Consider the following 19183-nt stretch of genomic DNA (forward strand, 5'->3'; position numbering starts at 1 on the left):
TCAGCGTTTAGCGAGGGCTCCGGCCACCAGGAAAGCCATCTCCAGCGACTGCATGTGGTTCAGCCGCGGATCGCACACTGACTCGTAGCGGTCCAGGAAAGCTTCCTGGTCGATCGGGTCGGCCCCGCCAAGGCATTCTGCAACGTCATCGCCCGTCATTTCCACGTGCAGGCCGCCGGGAACGGTGCCCAAGGCGTGGTGCACCTCGAAGAAGCCGCGCACTTCGTCGATGACGTCGTCGAAGTTGCGGGTCTTGTAGCCGTTCGGGGACGTCACCGTGTTCCCGTGCATGGGGTCGGTCACCCAGAGCACCTGCGCGCCCGAGGCAGTGACCTTCTCGACGACGGCGGGCAGCTTCTCGCGGATGTTGCCGGCGCCCATGCGGGTAATAAAGGTCAGGCGGCCCGGTTCGCGGTCCGGGTCCAGCTTGTCGATCAGGCGAAGGGCATCATCCCCGGTAGTGGACGGGCCCAGCTTCACGCCGATGGGGTTCCGCACACGGGACAGGAAATCTACGTGGGCGTGGTCCAGTTCGCGGGTCCGCTCGCCGATCCAGAGGAAGTGGGCGGACGTGTCGTACGGGAAGCCGGTCCGGGAGTCGATGCGGGTGAGGGCACGCTCGTAGTCCAGCAGCAGTGCCTCGTGGCTGGCGAAAAATTCAACGCGCTTCAGCGCTTCGAAGTCAGCCCCGCAGGATGCCATGAACTTGATGGCCCTGTCGATGTCCCGTGCCAGGGATTCGTAGCGGGCGTGGGCCGGGTTCTCCGTAAAGCCCTTGTTCCACTGGTGAACCGAGCGCAGGTCCGCGAACCCGCCCTGGGTGAAGGCCCGGATGAGGTTCAGGGTGGAAGCAGAGGTATGGTACGCCCGCAGCATGCGCGCGGCGTCGTGACCGCGGGACTCGGGGGTGAAGTCGTAGCCGTTGACGATGTCGCCGCGGTAGGCGGGGAGCGTCACGCGGTCGCGGGTTTCGTCGTTGGACGAGCGCGGCTTGGCAAACTGGCCGGCCATCCGGCCCATCTTGATGACGGGCATGGCCGCACCGTAGGTCAGGACCACTGCCATCTGGAGGATGGTTTTGACGCGGGCGCTGATCTTGTCCGCGGTGGCTGCTTCGAAGGTCTCGGCGCAGTCGCCGCCCTGGAGCAGGAACGCCTTGCCCTGGGCAGCGGCTGCCAGCCGTTCGCGCAGGACGTCAACCTCGCCGGCGAACACCAGCGGAGGAAGGACGGAGAGTTCCTTCACCGAGGCATCAAACACCTCCCGGTCCTGCCAGCTGGGCTGCTGGGAGATGGGAAGGTCCCGCCAGTTATCGAGTCCGGGATAGTTGGCCGCACCGCTCTGGGCGGTACTGGACAGCGAGAAGGCAGGTTTTGCAGATAGCTCAGTCACTATCTAAGACTAACGGCAGCGCAGGCCCGCCGGACACCGCACCCGTCACGCGTCCTGGACAGGCCGTCACAGACCCTGCCCTGGACTCCGCCGGTACCCTGCGGGGCGAACCAGGGAGACGCGCGGCGTGCTCAGATGGCGGCGGCAGCACCGCCGTCGTCCTGCTGCTTGCCGGCCTCCGGCACCTGGCCCCCGGCCGCGCCTTTGCCGGGCACGCCCTGGCCGTGCCCGCCGGGCACCGGGGGCGCGGGCGGCTCCGCGGCCACAACAGGATCGGCGGGCTTGCCTGCCAGCCGCAGCTTCACCACAGCGGCATACTCGTCCACGTATTCCTGGCCTGAGAGCCGCATCAGCTCGAACATGATCTGGTCCGTCACCTGCCTCTGGACAACGCGGTCATCGGCCTGGTCCCGGTACTTGGCGAAGTCCAGTGGTTCGCCGAAGATCATCCCGATCCTGCGGATGTTCGGGAGCCGCTTTCCGATCGGCTGCACCTTGTCCGTGCCGATCATGGCCACCGGAATCACAGGCACCCCGGCTTTGAGCGCCAGCCGGGCCACGCCCACTTTCCCCCGGTAGAGGCGCGCATCGGGACTGCGGGTGCCTTCGGGGTAGATGCCCAGCAGCCCGCCGTGCGAAAGCACCTCCATCCCGGCGGTCAGCGATGCCTCAGATGCGGCACCGCCGGACCGGTCCATGGGCAGCTGGTTGGTGAGCCGGAAGAACATCGCAGTCAGCCTGCCCTTGATCCCGGTGCCGGTGAAGTACTCGGACTTGGCCAGGAACACCACGGGACGGCGGACCATCAGCGGCATAAAAATCGAATCAGAAAACGAGAGGTGGTTCGACGCAATAATTGCTGCGCCCTCGCCCGGAATGTTATCCAGTCCCTTAACCCAGGGACGGAAAAGCAGCTTCAGCACCGGACCGAGGAAGATCCTTTTCATCACCCAATAGAACACGTGCGAAACCCCTCCGGAAGGCAGCTTTCACGCCCGGCATCGGGCCTGGTCAGCAGTTCAATGAAACCCTACTCTAGTGAGATTTGCCCGGAACAGTGACACGATGGACTCATGAGCGAAAGCAGCATCCCGTCAGGTCCTGCCGCTTTCAGCTATCCGGGCCATGGAGCCAACGCAAGGATTGGCATCGCCATCTGCCATGGCTTCACCGGCAGCCCGCTAAGCGTCCTCCCGTGGGCGCAGCATCTGGCCTCCCAGGGGTATGCGGTGACCGTTCCCCTGCTGCCCGGCCACGGCACGGACTGGCGGCAGCTTGCCGGGACCCGGTGGAACGATTGGTACAGCAGCTTCGAAACCGCCTACCTCGACCTTGCCGAACGCACCGAAACCTGTTTTGTTGCCGGTCTGTCCATGGGCGGAGCCATCGCCCTGCTCACCGCCTCCCGGCACCCCGTGGCCGGAATTTCGGTGGTCAACCCCGGCCTGAGCTTCTACGACCGGCGGGTCCGCGTCATTGGCGTCCTCAAATATTTCCAGAAAACCACTGTGCCCATCCAGGAGGAGCAGGCAACGGCCGTTGTTACCGAGGACGGGGACTATTCGCGCACGCCCCTCTCCGCTGTCCACGAATTGAAGAAACTGTTCGGTGCGGCCATCCGCGGCCTGACCCGCATCACAGCGCCGGTGCAGGTGTTCAAGTCCGATACGGACATGGTGGTGCCGCCCACCTCGCTGGCCGTGCTGCGGCACCGCCTGGGCTCCCGCCTCACGGAGGTAGTGGGCCTTGCCAGCAGCGGCCACGTAGCTACGCTGGATGTGGACGCGCCGGAGATCTTCATGAAATCCAGCGCCTTTTTCCAAACCCACGCCCGTCAAAGCACTTCAATGGAGACCCCATGACCTCCAGTCCGGACCATAGCCCTTTCAGCAGTCCGTTCGGCGGCGACGGTCCCAGGATCGGCGTGGTCCTCTCGCACGGGTTCACCGGAAGTCCCCATGGCCTGCGCTCCTGGGCGCACGCCTTCGCCGCCGCAGGTTTTGCCGTCCGGATGCCCCTGCTTCCCGGGCACGGCACCAGCTGGCAGGAACTGGCGCGGACCCGGTGGCAGCAGTGGCACGGCGTCCTCGACGACGCTTACCTGGAGCTGGACGCGGACTGCGACTACGTCTTCTCCGCCGGGCTGAGCATGGGCGGAGCACTCGCCCTGCGCATCGCCGCTACGCGCCCGGTGGCCGGAGTGCTCCTGGTGAACCCGGGGCTGGTGATCGACGATCCCCGGGCGCCGCTTGCAGGGATCCTCAAGCTGGTCATGAAAAGCACGCCGGCCATCGCGAACGACATCCTCAAGGAAGGCATGGACGAGGGAGCATATCCCCGCACCCCCGTAGCCGCCGCCCACGAGCTGAACAAGATGTTCAAGGACACCATCCGGATCCTGCCCAGGGTTACGGCGCCGGTGCGCGTCTACCGCTCCACCATCGACCACGTAGTGTCCGACACCAGCATCGTGGCACTCCGGCGCGGCCTCACCCACGCTCCCCTTGAGCTTATCCGGCTGGAAAACAGCTACCATGTGGCCACCATGGACAACGATGCGGAGCAGATTTTCCAGGGTTCCGTGGATTTTATCCGCAGCATGGTCCCCGCCGCCGATCCTGCATCCGCCGTGCCCGCCCCGTCCGCCCAGGAGGCCTCCCATGAACAGGCCTGATCCCGGATCACCGGACCAGGGCGCCAATCAGGATGACGCCGTCTGGCTTGACCTGGTGGCCCGGCTTGAAGGGAAGTCCACGGCCGAACCAGCCCAACCCGGCGAAACTGCAACAGGGCAGTCCCCCGGCACGCCGGCCGTGGCGGGAGGGGCACCGACCTTCCGGGACTTCGATCCCCTGGGCCTTGCCGGAGCGGCGCCCGCCGAACTGTCTGCCGCCGAACGCCAGGAAGCCTCCACCGGCAGCCGGGACACCGATGCCCCCGCCGGCAGTGCGGGCGGGCCGCGTGACTACGACGCGCTTGAGGACGGGGGCGAGTTCGTCCCCGAGGAGCCACCGAGCCTGGCCGGAACCGACCCGCTGACCATGCTGGCATGGCTTGCAGCGGTGGGCGGGCCCATAGCGCTGTTGTTGTCGGCCATGTTCTGGCGCTCCGCGCCGCTGCTGGCCATCGTGGGCATCGTTGCGGTGTTTATCTTCGGAACCGTGTACCTGATCATGAAGCTTCCGCAGGAAAAAGACGACAACGACGACGGCGCCCGGGTTTAGCCCCGGTCGTTGCGTTACTTCAGCCGCGCAGCCTGCTGCTGACCCTGGAGAGGTCCGCCGCGCCGATGAGGCCGGCGTTTGGTCCCAGTGCGGCCAACTCGATTCCGGCGGCAGGCCGGAAGCCCCTGCCGGTCAGGTTCCGCGCGAATGCCTTCCGGGCAGGTTCCACGAGGAGGTCTCCGGCCGAACACAGGCCGCCGCCAATAACGAACAGGCCGGGATCCAAGGCCGCCGCCAGGTTGGCAAGCCCCAGCCCCAGCCACTCGCCCACCTCATCCAGAAGTTCGCGCGAAGCGGCATCCCCGGCGAGGGCAAGTTCGGTGACGACGGCACCGGTAATCGTTTCAGAATGTCCGCCCACGGCTGCCAGGAGTTCCTGGGCTACCGGACCGTTCGCCCGCGCCAGGATCCGGGCCTCCCTGCCCAGCGCGTTTCCGGAGGCGTACTGTTCCCAGCACCCCCGGTTGCCGCACTCGCACCGGTGCCCGCCGGGCATGATGATCTGGTGGCCGAACTCGCCGGCCACACCAAACCTGCCCCGCTCCACCCGGCCGTCCATCACCATGGCGCCACCGATTCCGGTGCCCAGCGTGATGCACACCAGCCGGTCTTCACCCTGCCCGGCACCAAAGCGCCATTCCGCCCAGGCCGCGGCATCGGCGTCGTTCGCCAGCAGGACCGGACGGCGCAACAGTTTTTGGAGATTGTCGCGCAACGGCTCGTTCCGCCAGGCCAGGTGCGGACTGAAAAGCACAGTTCCGCCGTCGAGATCCATCCAGCCGGCCGCACCGATTCCCACGGACCAGATCCGGTGCCCGCGGCCCAGTTCTTCGACGAGCTCGACAATGACGCTTTCTACTGCCCGGGGATCCGTCCCGGGCGTTGAACGGCGTGCCTCGCTGAGGATCCTGCCCTCGGCGTCCACCACGCCGGCAGCCACCTTGGTTCCGCCAATGTCGATGCCGATGGCCAGGCCCCGCCGCCCCAGGCGCAGGTGCTCGCGGAAGCTCTCGCCGTGCCGCATCCTTGCCCCGCCGCGGGCCGGCCGCTGCCTCCAGGGAACGGGTCGTCGCAGGGGGCCGGCCTGTTCGCCGGGAGGCGGTGCATACATAGTCAACCATTCTAGGCCGGTGGCCTCGCGGGCAGGCGGGTGCCGGGCCAGCATGTTCCGGTCAGCAGGTTGGAGCCGGCGGCATTGACGACAAAGTTACCGACGAGTAACTTAGAATCCTGCATGGCCCGGGCAGAGGCGTATTAGTCTTTAGGCATACCCTGCCCGGGTCTTCGGATATCAAAGGAGCTATAGTGCGCGAATTCAGTGTTCCGCCTCTTGTTGTTGTCCCACCGGAAACCAACATCACGGACCTGGTACTGCGGCAGGCCGCCAAGCCCAGCAACCCTTCACTGTTTTCGCGACTGGACTCCGCCGGATCCTGGCAGGACATTTCCGCCACGGACTTCCTCGCCGACGTCACCGCCCTCGCCAAGGGCCTGATGGCCAGCGGCGTGGCCGCCGGAGACCGTGTGGGGGTTATGTCCCGGACGCGGTACGAGTGGGCGTTGGTAGACTTCGCCATCTGGTTTGCCGGCGCCGTTTCGGTACCTATCTATGAGACCTCCTCCCCCTCGCAGGTCGCCTGGAACCTCGGTGACTCCGGCGCGGTGGCAGCCTTCGGCGAAGCCGCCCACCACGAGGACGTGATCCGCCAGGCCGTCAATGCCGAGGGACTCACGTCCCTCCAGCACGTGTGGCAACTGGAAGGCCGCGGCCTCGACCCACTGCGTGAGGCCGGCCGGGATGTCAGCGACGCGGACCTTGAAGCGCGTCGCGCCTCTGCCGGCCTGGCCGACGTGGCCACCATCATTTACACCTCGGGGACCACCGGCCGCCCCAAAGGCTGCGAACTCACGCACGGGAACTTCGTGGAACTCTCGGAGAACGCGCTGGCCATCATCGGCGAGATCGTCCACGAAAACGCCAAAACGATCATGTTCCTGCCGCTGGCGCACGTGTTCGCCCGTTTCATCTCCGTCCTGGCCATGGCAGCCGGAACCACGGTGGCCCATACCCCGGACATCAAGAACCTCCTTTCGGACCTGCAGAGCTATGAGCCCACGTTCATACTGGCCGTGCCGCGGGTGTTCGAAAAGGTGTACAACTCGGCGCTGACCAAGGCGGAGGACGGCGGCAAGGGAGCCATCTTCCACCGGGCCGCCGAGACTGCCATCGCCTTCTCCAAGGCACGCCAGAACGGGCGGGTGGGCCTGGGCCTGAAGCTGCGCCACGCCCTCTTCGACAAGCTGGTGTACGGCAAACTTCGGGCTGCGATGGGCGGCCACGTTGCCCACGCGGTATCCGGCGGCGGGCCGCTGGGCGAACGCCTGGGCCATTTCTTCCAGGGCATCGGCCTGCAGGTGCTTGAAGGCTATGGCCTCACCGAAACCACGGCCCCCATCTCGGTGAACACACCGTCGCTGATCAAGATCGGTTCCGTGGGCAAACCGCTGCCAGGGAACGCCGTCAGGATCGCCGAGGACGGCGAGATCCTGGCCAAGGGCGTCTGCGTGATGCGCGGCTACTACAAGCGCGAGGACCTCACAGGAGAAACGTTCGACGGCGAGTGGTTCCGTACGGGCGACGTCGGCCGCCTCGACGAGGATGGTTTCGTCTGGATCACCGGGCGCAAGAAGGAGATCATCGTCACCGCCGGCGGCAAGAACGTGATCCCTGCGCTGCTCGAGGACCAGATCCGTGCCGATGCCCTGGTCTCCCAGGTCCTGGTGGTCGGTGACAACCGGCCCTTCATCGGGGCTTTGGTCACCCTGGACCAGGAGGCCCTGCCCGGCTGGCTCCAGCGCCACGGCCTCCCTGCCACCACATCCCTGGACGAGGCGGCCAACAACCCCGTGGTCAAGGCCGCGGTCCAGGATCTCATCACGGCCGCCAACACGTCGGTGTCCCAGGCCGAGGCCATCAAGTCGTTCCGTATTGTGCCGGCCGACTTTACGGAGGCCTCCGGCCACCTGACCCCCTCCATGAAGGTCAAGCGCGCCCAGGTCATGAAGGACTTCGAGACCGTCATCGAAGAGATGTACGCAGCACCACGGTCCTAGAAAACAACAACGCGGGGTCACTTCCCGCCCGTCCGACGCATCGGATTGGGCGGGAAGTGACCCCGCGTTGTTTGTTGTCCTACTCGACGACGAGCAGCAGGTCTCCACCCTGGACTTGCTCCACCGAGGAGATGGCGAGCCGGGAAACCTTGCCGGCCACCGGCGTCGTGATGGATGCCTCCATCTTCATTGCCTCGATGGTCGCCACGGTGTCACCAGCGTTGACCTCGTCACCGGGCTTGACCGTGACGGTGACGGCACCGGCGAACGGGGCTGCCACGTGGCCGGGCTGGTTGGCGTCGGCCTTCTCGGCGGCCTTGACGTTGCTGACCACTGAACGGTCGCGGACCACCACGGGACGGGACTGGCCGTTCAGGGTGCACATAACCGTGCGCATGCCCTTTTCGTCAGGCTCGGACACGGCTTCGAGTGACGCGATCAGCCTGACGCCCTTCTCGAGCTGGATCTCGTGCTCCTTGCCCCGCTGCAGGCCGTACAGGTAGTCGCGGGTGTCCAGCACCGAGATGTTGCCGTACGTTTCCACGCTCTTGAGGTAGTCCTTGGTGGGTCCGTCGAAGAGCAGCCTGTTCAGGGTGTGCTGCCGGGTCTTCGAATCGGATTTCAGGGCAGCGCTGTCTTCGGCGCTGAGCTCCGCGTCCCGGACCTTCACGCTCCGGCCCTGGAGTGCCTTGGTGCGGAAAGGCTCGGGCCAGCCGCCCGGAGGGTCGCCGAGTTCGCCGGACAGGAATCCGATGACCGAATCGGGGATGTCGTAGTTCTGCGGGTTCTCGTTGAAGTCTGCCGGGTCCGCGTTCAGGCCCACCAGGTGGAGGGCGAGGTCGCCAACAACCTTCGAAGACGGCGTCACCTTGACCAGGCGGCCCAGGATGCGGTCCGCGGCGGTGTACATATCCTCGATCGCTTCAAAGCGCTCCCCCAGGCCCAGTGCCATGGCCTGCTGGCGGAGGTTAGAGAGCTGCCCGCCCGGGATCTCGTGCTGGTACACGCGGCCGGTGGGGCCCGGAAGGCCTGACTCGAACGGTGCGTAGACGCGCCGGACAGCTTCCCAGTACGGCTCCAGTGAGCTGACGGCCTCCAGGCTGAGGCCGGTGTCCCGCGGGGTGTGCGCCAGGGCTGCCACGAGGGCCGACGCTGACGGCTGGCTGGTGGTTCCTGCCAGTGACGCCGAGGCGACATCCACGGCGTCCACACCGGCATCCACGGCAGCCAGCAGGGTGGCCAGCTGGCCTCCTGCGGTGTCGTGGGTGTGCAGGTGGACCGGAAGGTCGAAGCGGTCCCGGAGCGCCGACACCAGTTTCGCCGCGGCAGCAGGACGGAGCAGGCCGGCCATGTCCTTGATCGCCAGGATGTGGGCTCCGGCGTCAACGATCCTCTGCGCGAGCTCCAGGTAGTAGTCCAGCGTGTAGAGCTTCTCGTTGGGGTCCAGCATGTCGCCCGTGTAGCACAGCGCCACTTCAGCGACGGCGGTGCCGGTGGCCCGGACTGCACGGATGGCCGGGGCCATCTGGTTGACATCGTTCAGGGCGTCGAAGATCCGGAAAATGTCGATGCCGGTCGCAGCGGCCTCGTTGACGAAGGCTTCGGTGACCTCTTCGGGGTAAGGCGTGTAGCCCACGGTGTTGCGGCCGCGCAGCAGCATCTGCAGGCAGACGTTCGGAAGCGCCTGGCGCAGGGCAGCGAGCCGGTCCCAGGGGTCTTCGCCGAGGAACCGCAGGGCAACGTCATAGGTGGCACCGCCCCAGGCTTCAACGGACAGCAGCTGCGGCAGGAGCGCGGTCACCGCGGGGCCGGCCGCGACGAGGTCCCGGGTCCGGACGCGGGTGGCGAGCAGGGACTGGTGTGCGTCGCGGAACGTGGTGTCCGTGACGGCCACCGCGTTCTGCTCGCGCAGCGCCTTGGCGAAGCCTTCCGGTCCCAGTTCCAGGAGCTTCTGGCGTGAGCCCGGAGCAGCCTGCTGGTCCTTGACGGACGGGAGTTTGCTGGCGGGGTTCGAGTGGACAGTCAGCTCACCGTTGGGCTTGTTGACCGTGACGTCGGCCAGCCAGGTGAGGAGCTTGGTGCCGCGGTCTGCAGAGACACGGGCCTTCAGCAGCTCCGGGCGCTCGTCGATGAAGGACGTGGCCACATCACCGGCAATGAAGTCGGGGTCGTCAAGCACCGCCTGCAGGAAGGAGATGTTGGTGGAGACGCCGCGGATCCGGAATTCCGCGAGGGCACGGCGTGCACGGGCCACGGCAGCCGGGTAGTCCCGGCCGCGGCAGGTGAGCTTGACCAGCATGGAGTCGAAGTGCGGGCTGATTTCGGCACCCGAGTAGACGGTGCCGCCGTCGAGCCGTACGCCGGCGCCGCCGGCAGAGCGGTAGCCGGTGATCTTTCCGACGTCGGGGCGGAAGCCGTTGGCCGGGTCTTCGGTGGTGATGCGGCTCTGCAGCGCGGCGCCGCGCAGCCTGACGGTGTCCTGGGAGAGGCCAAGGTCAGCCAGGGTCTCGCCGGCGGCGATGCGCATCTGTGCCTGGACGAGGTCGACGTCGGTGACCTCTTCGGTGACGGTGTGCTCCACCTGGATGCGGGGGTTCATCTCGATGAAGACGTGCTGGCCGGCGCGCTCACCCACAGTGTCCACGAGGAATTCCACGGTGCCGGCGTTGACGTAGTTCAAGGCCTTGGCGAATTTGACGGCGTCCCGGTAAAGCGCCTGCCGGATGCCCTCGTCCAGGTTGGGTGCCGGGGCGATCTCGATGACTTTCTGGTGGCGGCGCTGGATGGAGCAGTCGCGTTCGAAGAGGTGCATCACGTTGCCCTCGGCGTCGGCGAGGATCTGCACTTCGATGTGGCGCGGGCGCAGTACCGCCTGCTCGAGGAACATGGTGGGATCACCGAACGCGGCATCGGCCTCGCGCATCGCGGACTGCAGTGCCTCGGGCAGGGCCTCACGGGTGTCCACCCGGCGCATGCCGCGTCCGCCGCCGCCGGCCACGGCCTTGGCGAAGATGGGGAAGCCGATTTCATCGGCCGCGGCAAGCAGTTCGTCCAGGTCCTTCGACGGAGCGCTGGACTTGAGGACCGGAACGCCGGCGTCACGGGCGGCCTTCAGTGCCGCCACTTTGTTGCCTGCGAGTTCCAGCACTTCAGCCGGAGGGCCAACGAAGGTGATGCCCGCTTCCTTGGCCGCTCGGGCCAGGTCCGGGTTTTCGGAGAGGAACCCGTAGCCGGGGTAGATGGCGTCCGCGCCGGATTCCTTCGCCACCCGCACTATTTCGGCAACGTCCAGGTACGCACGGACGGGGTGGCCCTCTTCGCCAATCAGGTAGGCCTCGTCCGCCTTCTGGCGGTGGATCGAGTTCCTGTCCTCCTGGGGGAAAACGGCAACGGTCTTTGCGCCCAGCTCGTAGCCGGCGCGGAAGGCCCTGATCGCGATTTCGCCGCGGTTGGCCACCAGAACTTTGGAAAACATACTTCTCCTGCATCATTGCGGGTGGATCGGTGAGTGGTCACAGTGTCTAGGACCTACAAGGACAAACACAAATCTTTGTGGCCACCGTCACAGATTTCCCCGTCATGTCCTGAACCCTTTCGCCGGGCCGGGGGCAAACCGCCTCCAACAGCACAGTCCGTGCCATGCCGACGCCCCATAAAGCAGGATTCGCCGATGCATCCACATATGATGAGTAGGGCGGCAGGACCGTCCGGCTTCGGCGCTGCCGGAGCAAACATTACCCCCAACACGGCATCCGGCGTTAGGTTTTGGTCTCTCAAGTGCAAGTAGTCAGCATCAGCAGCCTCAAGGGTGGAGTCGGCAAGACTTCCGTGACCACAGGATTGGCGTCCGCCGCACTTGCCGCAGGTGTCCGCACACTGGTGGTGGACCTTGATCCCCATGCAGACGCGACCACCGCCTTGGGCGTCCAGCCGGGCGACCAGCTGGATATTGGCAGAATGCTCAAGCACCCCCGCCGCGCCAAGCTCGCAGAGAACGTTGCGGGCAGCAGCTGGGCGGGGCTGGCCCAGTCCAACGGTTCCGGTCCTGCAGTCCTGGACGTCGCAGTCGGCTCTGCCTACACGGGAATCTACGACCGCCCCGACCTCAGCCGCCGCGACCTTCGCCGGCTGTCGTCGGTGCTGGCCGGAGCCGAGGATTACCAGCTGGTCCTGATCGACTGCCCGCCGTCGCTCAACGGCCTCACGCGCATGGCCTGGTCTGCCAGCGACAAGGTAGCCCTCGTGGCCGAGCCTGGGTTGTTCTCGGTGGCCGGCACTGAGCGGACCATGCGGGCCATCCAGCTTTTCCGGCAGGAGTTCGCGCCCAACCTTTCTCCGGCCGGCATCATCGCCAACCGCGTGCGGTCCGGTTCCTCGGAGCACAGCTACCGGCTGGCCGAGATGGAGTCGATGTTCGGTGAGCTCCTGTTGAGCCCCAGGATCCCGGAGCAGGCCAACTGGCAGCAAATCCAGGGCGCAGCGCACCCCGTGCACCATTGGCCGGGAGACTCCGCCAAGTCCGCCGCGGCACTGTTTGACGAGCTGCTGGCAAACCTGATGACAGTAGGAAGCGGCCTGCGCAGCCGCGCCAGGTAAAAGCGAGTTAAACGGCAGAAGCCGCCCTCCGTGGGAAGGGCGGCTTCTGCCGTTAAGCCTGTCAGCTGATCTTGCGGGCTGCCCGCCGCTTGCTCAATTCGTCGTCCGGAAAGGACTGCTCGGCAGCGTGCTCACTCGGGAGCGATGCCAGGCTGCCTTCCACTTCGCGCCAGACGCGGCCAACCGCGATGCCGAACACGCCCTGGCCGCCCTGCACGAGGTCGATCACTTCGTCCGCGGAGGTGCACTCGTAGACGCTGGCGCCGTCGCTCATCAGGGTGATCTGGGCGAGGTCCTCCACGCCGCGCTCACGCAGGTGCTCTACGGCGGTGCGGATCTGCTGCAATGAGACACCGGTATCGAGCAGTCGTTTGACCACCTTCAGCACCAGGATGTCCCGGAAGCCGTACAGGCGCTGGGACCCCGAGCCGGCGGCACCGCGGACAGCGGGTTCAACCAGCCCGGTGCGCGCCCAGTAGTCCAGCTGGCGGTAGGTGATGCCTGCAGCCTTGCAGGCGGTGGGGCCGCGGTATCCGGCGTCCTCGTCCAGAACGGGAAGGTCTTCGGTGAACAGGAGGCCCTGGGCACCGCTCGCGGGCATAGCAATACCAGCCGTGGGCTGCTTCAGCCCGCCTGCTTCGCCTTTGGGACTCACCTGGATCCTCCTTGTCATAAGCCCCCCGTGAACAACTGCAACGGCAGGAACAGGTACGAAGACCATGCCTGTAATTTCCGCGGGGCGCACCTTCCAGTGTGACTTGCGCGGCTGCCGTAAGCAATGGGAACTTGATACTTTGACGTTAGGCCTGCAGGGACCCAAGGTCAAAGACGTTGGCCGGTTGAAAGAGGCGTGTCGAAACTTTCATCCTCAACTTTAACCTTAATGTGACCTTAGCCGTCGAAATCCTCGGGTTCCACGTCGTCCAGGAACTCGCGGAAGCGGCGCAGTTCGCGTTCCTCGTCAACGGAGGGACCGGGTTCCGCGTCCTCCCCCTCATCGTGCTCCGTGATCCTGACGCCGGCTTCGTCCATGACGGAGTCTGCGCACCAGATGCGGCATTTGGCACGAAGGGCGATGGCGAGTGCGTCGGACGCCCGCGAGCTGACGGTGGTGCCGTTCTCGAACTGGAGCTGGCCGTAGAAGATGTTGTCCTCCACGGCAACGATGTTGACGCTGACCACGGAATGGCCGAGCGATTCAACAACGTCCACGAGGAGGTCGTGCGTCATGGGCCGGGGCGGAACCACGCCCTGCTGGGCCAGGGCGATGGCGCTTGCTTCCGGGGTGCCGATCCAGATGGGAACGTGGCGTTCGCCGTGCATCTCCCGCAGGAGGACCAGTGGCTGGTTGGAAGGCAGTTCGATCCGAACCCCTACGATCTCGACTTCAATCATCAGATGTCCATGCGTGAGATGTGGTCCTGCACCAAGGCCCGGTGCAGGGTGAGGCAAAGGTCGCTGATTTCGCGGGCCGCCTCCGCCGCGCGCGCCTGGGACGCGGCGTCCTTGCGCGAGGCAAGGGGCGCCACTGCACGTTCCACCAGCCCGAACTCCCGTTCGGCTGCTGCCTGGAAGGGACGGAGGTGGCGCGGCTCAAGCCCGTGGCTTTCCAGCTGCACGCACGCCCGGGCCACCGTGAGGGCGTGCTCGTCGAATTGTCCGTTGGAGTGGCTGATCAGGCCGAAGCTCAGCAGGGCCTGCAGCAGCGGGACGCTGGCGCCGGACTCCGTCCGCAACTGTTCCTCGCTGAGCTTGCGTCCGCGGCTCTGCAGTTCCGCCGCCAGTTCATCGGACACAACCCGCGGCGAAACCACGACGCCGGGCGGCAGGTTTTCCGGGCGTTCTCCCCTGTCGATGGCGTCAAGGTAGTCCTTGATGACTTTCAGGGGCAGGTACTGGTCCCGCTGCAAAGCCAGGACAAAGCGCAGGCGCTCCACATCGCCGTCGGAATACTGGCGGTATCCGGCAGGAGTGCGCCGCGGGTTGATCAGCCCCTTCTCCTCAAGGAACCGGATTTTCGACGCGGTCATGCCCGGGAAGTCGCCGCTGAGCTGGGCGAGGACTTCGCCGATGTTCAGGACCTGCGGTCCCCGGCGTTCCGGTTGTGCCATTGCCACAGGCAGCGGTCCCCGGATCAGCCGCGGCCTGCAGCGCTGGCAGGGCTCAGGTAGAAGGTGAGGCGGAACTTGCCGATCTGGACTTCGCTGCCGGACTTGAGCTCCACACTGTCAACGCGGTCGTGGTTGACGTAGGTACCGTTCAGGCTGTTCTTGTCCACCACTTCGAAGCTCCGCGCAGTGCGCCGGAATTCCACATGGCGGCGGGAAACGGTGACGTCGTCGAGGAAGATGTCGGCATCAGGGTGGCGGCCGGCGGTGGTGACGTCAGAATCCAGCAGGAAACGGGCACCGGCATTCGGGCCGCTGTGCGCAACGAGGAGTGCGGACCCCGCCGGCAGTGCCTCGACGGAGCTGCGCTCATCTGATGACAGCTTGGGTGCGATGGTGGGTTCATCGGTCACCGGGGTGAGGTGGATCGAGGTGGTCTCCGACGCCCTAGCCGCACCATTGCCGTATTCCCCATCGGCAGGGTTGTGTGTGTGGCCAGCCATGGACTCCTCCTCATCGACTATGCGGCGCTCACGCCGGCATTGAACTTTTTACCCTCCGCACCTGCCCTGCAGGTCCGGAACCGGCTTCCGATCCGGCCGCTGACGTGCGAAGACGTTCCGACTTCACGTCCGGCCGAACCGGATGTACCGGTTAGGTTTCAGCCTACCTGTTGTTCGTACTCGGATGCACTGAGCAATGACTCGACGGCGTCCGGTTCGGCCAGTTTGACTTCAATGAGCCAGCCGTCGCCGTAGGGATCGGTGTTGATCAGGGCCGAATCGGTGTCCAGGGAATCGTTGCGGGCAACTATTTCGCCGCTGACCGGCGCGTAGATGTCGCTGACGCTCTTGGTGGATTCAACCTCGCCCACTACTTCGTTCGCCGTAACCTTTGTGCCAACTTCGGGCATTTGGGCGTACACAACGTCCCCTAGTGCGTCCTGGGCGAAGTCGGTGATGCCCACCCGTACCACGCCGTCGGCGTTAGGGGCAGAGACCCACTCATGTTCGGCGGTGTAGGACAGGTCTTCGGGAATGTTGCTCATCAGGGGCCTTTCATCGGGTCGAACACCAATGTCAACGGGGCCCAAACAGGCCGCCGCTGAAAGTATAGGCACAAGTGCCGGGGCGTTCGCGGAGGATTCTGACAAGATGGGACCCATGACCGCACGCACTGTTTCCGGACCCGGGGAAGCCGCAGGGTAAGCGATGCCCGAACTTCCCGAGGTGGCCGGCCTGGCCGAATTTCTTGACGATCATCTGCAGGGAACGTCCGTGACCAAAGTGCAGATCGTTTCCTTCGCGGTACTCAAGACAGCTGATCCGCCGTTCAACGCTCTTGAGGGCAGGACCGTGACCGGGGTGCGCCGCTTTGGCAAATTCGTCAGCATCGACACCGGCGGAATCTCCTTGGTGTTCCATTTGGCCCGGGCCGGCTGGGTCCGGTTCACTGATTCCCCCACGGATGCGCAACTGCGGATGGGCAAGGGACACATCGCTGCCCGATTCACTTTCAAGGGCTCCGATGGTGCGCGCGGCATCGACCTCACCGAGGCTGGAACGAAGAAGAGCCTCGCCGTCTACGTGGTGCGGGATCCGCAGGAGGTTCCGGGCATCGCCACGCTGGGACCGGATCCGTTTACCGAGGCGTTCGACGCCGACATGCTGGCGGAGATCCTCGCCGGCAGTTCGCAGCAGATCAAGGGGCTCCTGAGGAGCCAGAGCGTGATCGCCGGCATCGGCAACGCCTACAGTGACGAGATTCTGCACGCGGCGCGGATTTCACCCTTTGCCACCGCCAAGTCCCTGGACCGCGGGACGGTCCAGGTCCTCTACGACTCCATCCACAGCATCCTGGGCACGGCCCTGGCCGAGGCACGCGGCAAGCCGCCCAAGGACCTGAAGGACGTCAAGCGCAGCCACATGCGCGTCCATGCCCGGACCGGCCAGCCGTGTCCTGTCTGTGGGGACACCGTCCGCGAGGTGTCTTTCGCTGATACGGCGCTGCAGTACTGCCCCACCTGCCAGACGAAGGGCAAGATCCTGGCCGACCGCAGGACCTCGAAGTTCCTTAAGTAGTGGCGGGCTCCCCGGTGGACACCCGCTTCCGGACAAAACCACCGCGAACGCCCGGGTGTTGTGTCCGGAAGAGGGTGCGGAGCCCGGGACAGCGGGCCAGGGGTTAGCGGGCAAAAACGGCAACAAAAAAGTGGAAGCACCGGATTTCTCCGGTGCTTCCACTTTTTTGGTCGGGCTGACAGGATTTGAACCTGCGACCCCTTGACCCCCAGTCAAGTGCGCTACCAAGCTGCGCTACAGCCCGTTAGTTCCGCCGTTCTCCGCTGCGCTTCATCCGCGGGCTGACCCGGGGATTTCCACCAGCAGTCCGGCCGAACCACCTAGAAGAGCTTACACGATCCCGGAGGGTGCCAGTGACACTTTCCGGGATTCGGGGCATCGCGTGTTGCGGATATCACCGCAATTAACGCTTCTTGCCCCGCTTTTCCCGCACGCGCATGCTGACCTCGATGGGCGTGCCCTCGAAGCCAAAGGTTTCCCGCAGCCGGCGGGTGATAAAGCGGCGGTAGCCGGGATCCAGGAAACCGGTGGTGAACAGCACGAACTTCGGCGGCCGGCTGGAGGCCTGGGTGCCGAAGAGGATGCGCGGCTGCTTGCCGCCACGGACCGGGTGCGGGTGGGCCGCCACGAGCTCGCCCAGGAAGGCGTTCAGGCGGCCGGTGGCGATGCGCTTGTCCCAGCTTTCCAGCGCCACGTCCAGGGCGGGAACCAGCCGGTCCTTGTGCCATCCGGTTTTCGCCGAGATATTGACCCGGGGAGCCCAGTTCACGTGGGCCAGGTCCTGTTCGATTTCACGCTCAAGGTAGCGCCGGCGTTCGTCGTCGAGCAGGTCCCATTTGTTGAACGCCAGCACCAGGGCGCGGCCCGATTCAATGGCGAGCTGCAGGATCCGGACGTCCTGTTCGCTGAGGACCTCGTCCACGGCGAGGAGCACGACGGCGACCTCGGCCTTTTCGAGCGCGGATTGTGTCCGCAGGGAGGCGTAGAAGTCCGCGCCCTGCGCCATGTGCTGGCGGCGGCGGATGCCTGCCGTGTCCACGAAGCGCCAGGTCCGGCCGCCGAGCTCGATGAATTCGTCCACGGGGTCGCGGGTGGTTCCGGCGGTGTTGTCCACCACCACGCGCTCGGTGCCGGCGAGCTTGTTCAGCAGCGAGGACTTGCCCACGTTGGGGCGGCCGATCAGGGCAATGCGGCGGGGGCCGCCGGAGCGTTCCAGGCCCTCAATGGTGGAGAACTCGGGCAGCACGTCCATCACATGGTCCAGGAGGTCGGCCACGCCGCGGCCGTGCAGGGCGGACACCGGGTAGGGCTCGCCGAAGCCGAGGCCCCACAGTGCGGCGGAGTCCGCTTCCTGCGCGAAGTCGTCTACCTTGTTGGCCACCATGATGACGGGCTTCTTGCTGCGGCGCAGCATCTTCATGACGCCTTCGTCGGTGGCGGTGGCGCCCACGGCGGAGTCGACGACGAAAAGGACGGCGTCTGCGAGCTCTACCGCCATTTCGGCCTGCTCGGCCACCCGGGCGTGGATGCCGCGGGCATCGTGCTCCCAGCCGCCGGTGTCCACGAGGGTGAAGTTGCGGCCGTTCCAGTGGGCGGAGTACATCACGCGGTCACGGGTGACGCCGGGGGTGTCTTCAACTACTGCTTCGCGGCGGCCCAGGATGCGGTTCACCAGGGTGGACTTGCCCACGTTGGGGCGGCCGATGATGGCCAGGACTGGATCCAGCTTGACGGGCCCGTCATAGTCCTCGTCGCCGAAGTCGCCGCTGAGGAGCGCGGCATCGTCCTCGTCGAGGTCGTAGTCCTCAAGGCCTGCCCGGAGGGACGCCGCACGAAGCTCGGCTTCGTCGTCGTCAATTGCCGCCAGCCGTTCGGCAACCTGGTCGGTGCCTGCCGGAGTGTATTCGTCGTCGCCGGCGCCTGGGTGGCCGGAGGTTTGGGTGGTGTCGCTCATTGCACTGTCCTTAGTGGTCATCTGCCGGCGTCCCGGCTACTGCTTGAAGTCTTTGTGAATTGCCGGCCGCCGGCAGTGGCTGCCCGGTGAGCTGGATGGAATCCTGCACATGCCCTGACAGTGCGGCGCGGATCTCCAGCGCCGCCCTGTCCATTGAAGCACGGCCGCTTTCGCCGGCCCGGCGGGTCAGCGTCAGCGCATTGCCGAAGCTGACGTGGAACCGCCTGCCCGGCCGTGGTACGGAATCGAGGTGTTCGTCGCCTTTGCGGGTGCCGAGGATCGCGACCGGCACCACCGGGGCGCCGGAGTTCAGCGCCAGCCAGGCAACGCCGTTATTGATGTCTTCGGCGGCCCCGCTCCCCCGCGTACCCTCAGGAAGAATCCCGACGCAACGGCCGGCGTCGAGCACTTTCCTGCAACGCTGCAACGCGGCGCGGTCTCCCGAACGGTCCACCGGCAGCTGCCCGGAGGCGGTGAGGACCCGGCCCAGGAAGCCATTGAACATTTCCTGTTTCACCAGGATGTGCATGGGCCGCGGGGAGGCGCCGAACATGACCGGGCCGTCCAGGAAGCTGATGTGGTTGGCGGCAAAAATCACCGGCCCGCCGGTGGGGACATTGTCCCGCCCGGTGACGGACGTCCGGTACACGAGGTGGTCCAGGATCCAGCCCACGGGCCTGCTCCAGGCCATGGTCCAGCCGGCCGGAATCTCCG

General features: G+C 65.9%; 17 protein-coding genes and 1 tRNA gene. 6 read left to right on the plus strand and 12 right to left on the minus strand.

Annotated elements, in window-relative coordinates; all coding sequences use genetic code 11:
• Window positions 1–1392 carry a class II 3-deoxy-7-phosphoheptulonate synthase gene (locus tag QRN11_RS10895; RefSeq protein WP_285250957.1) on the minus strand — a complete coding sequence of 464 codons (1392 nt, stop codon included), beginning with the start codon at window positions 1390–1392 and terminating at the stop codon, window positions 1–3.
• 131 nt (window positions 1393–1523) lie between these two features.
• On the minus strand, window positions 1524–2354 hold the full coding sequence (locus QRN11_RS10900; protein WP_285250958.1) for a lysophospholipid acyltransferase family protein: 831 nt from the start codon (window positions 2352–2354) through the stop codon (window positions 1524–1526).
• A gap of 111 nt (window positions 2355–2465) precedes the next feature.
• On the opposite strand from QRN11_RS10900, the gene QRN11_RS10905 reads away from it, so the two are divergent.
• From QRN11_RS10905 to QRN11_RS10915, 3 genes are read left to right on the plus strand one after another with little or no spacing between them, the layout of a single operon-like run.
• Window positions 2466–3254: an alpha/beta hydrolase gene (locus QRN11_RS10905; protein ID WP_285250959.1), complete on the plus strand. Its 789-nt coding sequence runs from the start codon at window positions 2466–2468 to the stop codon at window positions 3252–3254.
• A complete protein-coding gene (locus QRN11_RS10910) occupies window positions 3251–4066 on the plus strand; it encodes an alpha/beta hydrolase (RefSeq protein WP_285250960.1) in 816 nt (271 codons plus the stop codon). The genes QRN11_RS10905 and QRN11_RS10910 overlap by 4 nt, the downstream gene beginning before the upstream one ends.
• Window positions 4053–4616, plus strand: coding sequence for a hypothetical protein (locus QRN11_RS10915; RefSeq protein WP_285250961.1), 564 nt, complete (start codon window positions 4053–4055; stop codon window positions 4614–4616). The genes QRN11_RS10910 and QRN11_RS10915 overlap by 14 nt, the downstream gene beginning before the upstream one ends.
• Before the next feature lie 19 nt (window positions 4617–4635).
• Here QRN11_RS10915 and QRN11_RS10920 read toward each other — a convergent pair whose 3' ends face one another.
• Window positions 4636–5727, minus strand: coding sequence for an ROK family glucokinase (locus QRN11_RS10920; protein WP_091422011.1), 1092 nt, complete (start codon window positions 5725–5727; stop codon window positions 4636–4638).
• A gap of 194 nt (window positions 5728–5921) precedes the next feature.
• On the opposite strand from QRN11_RS10920, the gene QRN11_RS10925 reads away from it, so the two are divergent.
• Window positions 5922–7730: an AMP-dependent synthetase/ligase gene (locus QRN11_RS10925; protein ID WP_285250962.1), complete on the plus strand. Its 1809-nt coding sequence runs from the start codon at window positions 5922–5924 to the stop codon at window positions 7728–7730.
• A 79-nt stretch (window positions 7731–7809) separates the two neighbouring features.
• On the opposite strand, the gene QRN11_RS10930 is transcribed toward QRN11_RS10925, so the two are convergent.
• Window positions 7810–11205, minus strand: coding sequence for a pyruvate carboxylase (locus QRN11_RS10930; protein ID WP_285250963.1), 3396 nt, complete (start codon window positions 11203–11205; stop codon window positions 7810–7812).
• Window positions 11206–11507: 302 nt separating this feature from the next.
• Between QRN11_RS10930 and QRN11_RS10935 the strand changes: the two genes are divergently transcribed.
• Complete coding sequence (locus tag QRN11_RS10935) at window positions 11508–12326, plus strand: ParA family protein (RefSeq protein WP_285250964.1); 819 nt, start codon at window positions 11508–11510, stop codon at window positions 12324–12326.
• Window positions 12327–12387: 61 nt separating this feature from the next.
• On the opposite strand, the gene QRN11_RS10940 is transcribed toward QRN11_RS10935, so the two are convergent.
• The 5 genes from QRN11_RS10940 to gcvH form a co-directional block, all read right to left on the minus strand.
• Complete coding sequence (locus QRN11_RS10940) at window positions 12388–12981, minus strand: MerR family transcriptional regulator (protein ID WP_091422021.1); 594 nt, start codon at window positions 12979–12981, stop codon at window positions 12388–12390.
• Window positions 12982–13217: 236 nt separating this feature from the next.
• Window positions 13218–13721 (minus strand): bifunctional nuclease family protein, encoded by a 504-nt coding sequence (locus QRN11_RS10945; RefSeq protein ID WP_050055549.1) that lies wholly within the window; start codon window positions 13719–13721, stop codon window positions 13218–13220.
• On the minus strand, window positions 13721–14437 hold the full coding sequence (gene ftsR, locus QRN11_RS10950) for a transcriptional regulator FtsR (RefSeq protein ID WP_142063791.1): 717 nt from the start codon (window positions 14435–14437) through the stop codon (window positions 13721–13723). Before ftsR ends, QRN11_RS10945 begins: the two co-directional genes overlap by 1 nt.
• Window positions 14438–14460: 23 nt before the next feature.
• A complete protein-coding gene (locus tag QRN11_RS10955) occupies window positions 14461–14937 on the minus strand; it encodes an FHA domain-containing protein (RefSeq protein ID WP_091422025.1) in 477 nt (158 codons plus the stop codon).
• A gap of 158 nt (window positions 14938–15095) precedes the next feature.
• The gene (gene gcvH / locus QRN11_RS10960) at window positions 15096–15482 is read right to left on the minus strand and encodes a glycine cleavage system protein GcvH (protein ID WP_091422027.1); all 387 of its coding nucleotides are present in this window, start codon (window positions 15480–15482) and stop codon (window positions 15096–15098) included.
• Between the two features lie 163 nt (window positions 15483–15645).
• On the opposite strand from gcvH, the gene QRN11_RS10965 reads away from it, so the two are divergent.
• On the plus strand, window positions 15646–16515 hold the full coding sequence (locus tag QRN11_RS10965) for an Fpg/Nei family DNA glycosylase (RefSeq protein WP_091422029.1): 870 nt from the start codon (window positions 15646–15648) through the stop codon (window positions 16513–16515).
• Between the two features lie 167 nt (window positions 16516–16682).
• Here QRN11_RS10965 and QRN11_RS10970 read toward each other — a convergent pair.
• From QRN11_RS10970 to QRN11_RS10980, 3 genes are all read right to left on the minus strand, one after another.
• Window positions 16683–16759: transfer RNA gene (locus QRN11_RS10970), tRNA-Pro, on the minus strand.
• A 159-nt stretch (window positions 16760–16918) separates the two neighbouring features.
• The gene (der, locus tag QRN11_RS10975; RefSeq protein ID WP_142063798.1) at window positions 16919–18469 is read right to left on the minus strand and encodes a ribosome biogenesis GTPase Der; all 1551 of its coding nucleotides are present in this window, start codon (window positions 18467–18469) and stop codon (window positions 16919–16921) included.
• A 10-nt stretch (window positions 18470–18479) separates the two neighbouring features.
• Window positions 18480–19160 carry a lysophospholipid acyltransferase family protein gene (locus QRN11_RS10980; RefSeq protein ID WP_285250994.1) on the minus strand — a complete coding sequence of 227 codons (681 nt, stop codon included), beginning with the start codon at window positions 19158–19160 and terminating at the stop codon, window positions 18480–18482.
• Between the last annotated feature and the right edge of the window lie 23 nt (window positions 19161–19183).

It is taken from the genome of Pseudarthrobacter sp. fls2-241-R2A-168 (assembly GCF_030209335.1).
Lineage (GTDB): Bacteria > Actinomycetota > Actinomycetes > Actinomycetales > Micrococcaceae > Arthrobacter.

Excerpts from the sequence above, each read along its gene's own strand:
- QRN11_RS10905 (WP_285250959.1), top strand. The coding sequence starts at position 2,466 with ATGAGCGAAAGCAGCATCCCGTCAGGTCCTGCCGCTTTCAGCTATCCG.
- QRN11_RS10910 (WP_285250960.1), top strand. The coding sequence starts at position 3,251 with ATGACCTCCAGTCCGGACCATAGCCCTTTCAGCAGTCCGTTCGGCGGC.
- QRN11_RS10915 (WP_285250961.1), top strand. The coding sequence starts at position 4,053 with ATGAACAGGCCTGATCCCGGATCACCGGACCAGGGCGCCAATCAGGAT.
- QRN11_RS10920 (WP_091422011.1), bottom strand. The coding sequence starts at position 5,727 with ATGTATGCACCGCCTCCCGGCGAACAGGCCGGCCCCCTGCGACGACCC.
- QRN11_RS10930 (WP_285250963.1), bottom strand. The coding sequence starts at position 11,205 with ATGTTTTCCAAAGTTCTGGTGGCCAACCGCGGCGAAATCGCGATCAGG.
- QRN11_RS10945 (WP_050055549.1), bottom strand. The coding sequence starts at position 13,721 with ATGATTGAAGTCGAGATCGTAGGGGTTCGGATCGAACTGCCTTCCAAC.
- ftsR (WP_142063791.1), bottom strand. The coding sequence starts at position 14,437 with ATGGCACAACCGGAACGCCGGGGACCGCAGGTCCTGAACATCGGCGAA.
- QRN11_RS10955 (WP_091422025.1), bottom strand. The coding sequence starts at position 14,937 with ATGGCTGGCCACACACACAACCCTGCCGATGGGGAATACGGCAATGGT.
- gcvH (WP_091422027.1), bottom strand. The coding sequence starts at position 15,482 with ATGAGCAACATTCCCGAAGACCTGTCCTACACCGCCGAACATGAGTGG.
- QRN11_RS10965 (WP_091422029.1), top strand. The coding sequence starts at position 15,646 with ATGCCCGAACTTCCCGAGGTGGCCGGCCTGGCCGAATTTCTTGACGAT.
- der (WP_142063798.1), bottom strand. The coding sequence starts at position 18,469 with ATGAGCGACACCACCCAAACCTCCGGCCACCCAGGCGCCGGCGACGAC.
- QRN11_RS10980 (WP_285250994.1), bottom strand. The coding sequence starts at position 19,160 with ATGGCCTGGAGCAGGCCCGTGGGCTGGATCCTGGACCACCTCGTGTAC.